This window comes from Kaarinaea lacus (genome assembly GCF_975902315.1).
Map to the genome: position 1 here is coordinate 1 of NZ_CDLKIE010000266.1, position 4321 is coordinate 4321.

The following is a 4321-nucleotide window of genomic DNA, read 5'->3' on the forward strand; positions in this document are numbered from 1 at the left end:
CTACACTCCGACGTGGTTTTTGGATCGATTGAAATTATACCTTAAGCCATTGATGGGGGGAATTTTCTGTCCAGTACCATTTGGTATTGGTTAGATAGTATCAACTCTCTTTCTTTCCCTGGCTCTTCTTGTGTTTATGTTCCATGAATTTTTTCATTTCTTCGCAGGGATCTGGCCGATCTGCTGCGGGGGTAAATACTACATAATCAAAGGGCAATTTTTCCTGGCCCCAGGGTGTCGCATATATTTTAGGATCTGTTGTTTCTTCATCAACTTCCAGCCATGCGATGGAGGTGATTGATGCGGTTTTATCGATGGCGCTGAGGTACATGGGTGCGCCACGGTCGTTTCGGACATGACCTGAACCGGATATCAATACGACGGCCTGGGTTTCGGCATCTTTTAATGCGAACATATTATTTGCCATGGCCGCGTCGCGAACCTGTTGACCCAACATCATGGCTTTTGTCATTTCGTCGTTAATCATGCCGCAATGTGTGCCTTCAATTTCCTTCTTTAAAGCAGCGCGCTCTTCCTCGGATAACTGTTTCGTTTTAAGCAGGGATTTGAGCTCAGCGGGCGCATGTTCTTTTCCCTCGCGGACTACTTTCATCATGGTTGGTTTATCGAGATCGGCAGGGTAAATTTTATAATTAGCGTTGACGATACTGTCGAAAACCGGGCGATAGTATTTTTTAAATTCCCAACCAGTTTTTGCTTTTTCCAGTGCATCCATAACGTTATCAGTTGTAGCATTCTCGGTGCTATTTATTGTTTCAGCTTGTTCTTTTGTGACCATTTCAAGGGCGACGGCAATGTTGAGCCCCTTCTTGTTGAGTTCGCTAATTACCCATCCATGATCTTCATGATGTTTGATATTGTCATGGGTTTCACCCAGCAAGATGTAATCGCTAATCAATACGTTTTGTAATAGCTGGTCTTTGCTGATGTATTGTTGTTTATTGACATCCCAGATTTTGCCAACCAATGGGTGATCTTGCTGGGTTAGCTTGTAAGGTTCCCCATTATCTTTATCTTTGGCATGAGCGCTTATACTGAAAGTGAAGAGAAGCAATAAAGACTGGCACAGAATTGACACGACAGGGTGAGCTGCAAAGCTTGAAATTCTCATTGTTATCCTAAGGGTAATATGAATTTAAGAGGTTAATGGATAGGACAATCAGGACGTCAGTTTTGTTTCTTTTACCTGGAACAAAAAGTTCTGTGATAATTAGTAGGTGCGGTTAATAGAAAACTCAGCCAACGAAGACAAGGCATCCCTGAATCGTGAATCTGGAATTTTCGATAACATTTCCAGCGCCCTGTTTGCTTCATCGCGGGCAATCTTGGCAGTGTACTCAATGGCGTCAGTGGCCTCGATCGCTTTCATGACTTCCGCAATATGTTCGCGCCCACCTTCGGTGATGGCTTTGCGGATTGTATTTGCATGGTCAGCGGAGCCGGTTGTCATGGCGCGAATCAGGGGTAGTGTCGGCTTACCTTCGGCCAGGTCATCACCGATATTTTTACCAATTTCTTCCGATGATGAGCTGTAATCCAGAACATCGTCCACTAACTGAAAGGCTGTGCCCAGGTACATGCCATATTTGGCCATGGCAAATTCCTGTTCAGGACTAGCGCCAGATATGACAGCGCCGAGCTGGCCTGCTGCTTCGAAAAGTTTGGCGGTTTTGAAATGGATGACATCCATGTAGCGTTGCTCGCTGGTGTCCGGATCATGGCAATTGAGCAACTGAAGCACTTCACCTTCGGCGATGGTATTTGTGGCATCGGACAGAATTTCCATGATCCGCATGCTGTTGCAATCGACCATCATCTGGAAAGCGCGGGAATAGAGGAAGTCCCCGACCAGTACGGCCGCTTCATTACCCCAAATGGCGTTGGCGGTGTCATTGCCGCGGCGTTTGTCGGAGGCGTCCACCACGTCATCGTGAAGCAGGGTGGCGGTATGGATAAACTCGACGATGGCCGCGAGGTTGATATGCTGGTTACCCTCGTAATTCAGGGCTCGGGCAGATAGTAGCACCAGCACCGGGCGTAGCCGCTTGCCGCCACTATATATAATGTAGTTGCTCAACTGGTTAATCAGCGCCACTTCTGAGTGAAGTCGCTTTTTAATCAACTGGTTAACGTTGTCCAGGTCGCTTTCAATAAGCTGGTAAATGTCATCAATGGACAAATTCTGCCTGGTGGCGGTATTTGGTGAAGCTGCTTCTTGCATCCGGCCATGCTATGGGGGGAGACCGAGGGTGTCAAGTTTTGCGCACGGGTTTTGCTGAATGATCGGCCACACTGTGGTGGCTAAAAAAGTGCATAATTGCGGCTGTGCTAAGGGGGCGAAATGGACGCAAATGCCGGTAAAAAATGCCGGGTAGTGTTTGACCTAAGTGCCTTTAGCCGTTAAAATTCCCGGTCTTTCGCTGGCCCTCAGCGAATTCCGAATTCGAAATGCGTGAGATCCCATCTATAATTCAGGGATAATTGGAGAAAATCGATGTACGCGGTCATTAAAACCGGTGGTAAGCAATACCGGGTTGCCAAGGGCGACAAATTAAAAGTGGAAAAATTGCCTGTAGAAGCAGGCGCTTCCGTCGATATTAACGACGTACTGATGGTAGGTGACGGCGACAACGTCACTGTCGGTGCACCACTGGTAGACGGTGGTAAAGTAAAAGCGACGGTAGTCGCTCACGGGCGTCACAAGAAAATCGAAATTGTGAAGTTCCGTCGTCGCAAGCACCACCAAAAGCGCACTGGTCATCGCCAGGATTACACGGAAATTGAAATCACAGATATTTCCGCGTAACAAATAGTAGAGAATTTTAAGACAGGTAAAGCATCATGGCACATAAGAAAGCAGCAGGTAGTACGCGTAACGGACGCGATTCAGAATCCAAACGATTGGGCGTCAAACGCTATGGCGGACAGGTCGTCCAGGCAGGCAACATTATTCTTCGTCAACGTGGCACCAAGGTACATCCAGGTGTAAACGTGGGTTGCGGCAAAGACCATACCTTATACGCTACTGCGGAAGGTGCTGTTAAATTCGAAATTAAGGGTCCCAAAAAGCGTCAATATGTGAGCGTTGTACCCGCGTAAATTGCACGTTGCGATTTTGTAGAGAACCCCGCCTCGTGCGGGGTTTTCTTTTTGTAGGAAGCAGAAAGTATAGTGAGGATTTTTCTAGATAGTGAAAGGTAATCTCGAATCAATAGTTATTGCATCGAAAATCCTCCCTAACCCTCCTTTACAAAAGGAGGGGATGTATCAGGGAGACTGGTTGCACTTATGTTTTTCTTCCCCCTTTGTAAAGGGGGAATGAGGGGGATTTAATGTGTAGATATACAAACCCTCACTCTAAATCTGTAAATATTGAAAGTATTACTGCTTGAAAAACAAATTAGATACTACTCATGAAATTCGTAGATGAAGCGACAATTCGAGTCGAAGCCGGCAAAGGTGGCAGCGGTTGCGTGAGCTTTCGTCGCGAAAAATACATTCCCTTTGGCGGGCCCAACGGTGGTGATGGCGGGGATGGTGGCAGTGTTTATTTTGTAACGGATACTGGATTAAATACCCTGGCGGATTTTCGCTATCAACGACACTATCGTGCACAAAAAGGTGAGAACGGCATGAGCCGCGAGTGCACGGGCAAGTCCGGTGAGGATTTATATATTCGGGTGCCGGTCGGCACCGTGGTGTATGACGCCGATACACGGGAACAAATTGGTGACCTGGTTGATGTGGACCAGCAGTTGCTGGTTGCCAAGGGTGGCAAACATGGTTTGGGCAATGTGCATTTCAAAAGTAGTACCAATCGCGCACCACGTCAAAGCACTCCGGGGACCCCGGGTGAAATTCGCAATTTGCTACTGGAGCTTAATGTACTGGCCGATGTGGGTTTGTTGGGTTTGCCCAATGCCGGTAAATCAACTCTGATACGCAGTGTTTCCGCGGCTAAACCGAAGGTGGCGGAGTATCCCTTTACTACACTGTATCCAAACCTGGGTGTGGTGCGTTTAGGTGTCGATCAAAGTTTTGTGATCGCAGACATACCCGGCGTCATTGAAGGCGCCGCGGAAGGTGCTGGGCTGGGGATTCAGTTTCTCAAGCACTTGTCTCGAACCCGTTTATTATTGCATTTGCTGGACGTCAAACCTTTTGAGGGTGTTGGTGATCCAGTGGAAAATTTTCGTGCCATCGAAAATGAATTGAAAAAATTCAGTGATACCTTGTATGCCAAAGACCGCTGGTTGGTACTTAATAAAGTGGATCTGTTGCCGGAACCAGAACGTGATAA

General features: G+C 47.2%; 5 protein-coding genes. 3 read left to right on the forward strand and 2 right to left on the reverse strand.

What is annotated here, in order from left to right:
• Positions 1–100 precede the first annotated feature (100 nt).
• Positions 101–1132 carry a ChaN family lipoprotein gene (locus tag ACWVCM_RS08220; RefSeq protein ID WP_455201251.1) on the reverse strand — a complete coding sequence of 344 codons (1032 nt, stop codon included), beginning with the start codon at positions 1130–1132 and terminating at the stop codon, positions 101–103.
• A 99-nt stretch (positions 1133–1231) separates the two neighbouring features.
• Entirely contained in the window at positions 1232–2242 is a 1011-nt protein-coding gene (gene ispB, locus ACWVCM_RS08225) for an octaprenyl diphosphate synthase (RefSeq protein WP_455201252.1), read from the reverse strand.
• A gap of 273 nt (positions 2243–2515) precedes the next feature.
• On the opposite strand from ispB, the gene rplU reads away from it, so the two are divergent.
• From rplU to cgtA, 3 genes are all read left to right on the forward strand, one after another.
• Positions 2516–2827 (forward strand): 50S ribosomal protein L21, encoded by a 312-nt coding sequence (rplU, locus tag ACWVCM_RS08230; protein WP_455201253.1) that lies wholly within the window; start codon positions 2516–2518, stop codon positions 2825–2827.
• Between the two features lie 35 nt (positions 2828–2862).
• Entirely contained in the window at positions 2863–3120 is a 258-nt protein-coding gene (gene rpmA / locus ACWVCM_RS08235; protein ID WP_455201254.1) for a 50S ribosomal protein L27, read from the forward strand.
• A gap of 314 nt (positions 3121–3434) precedes the next feature.
• Positions 3435–4321: Obg family GTPase CgtA (gene cgtA / locus ACWVCM_RS08240; protein WP_455201255.1), on the forward strand; the 887-nt coding region annotated here is incomplete at its 3' end.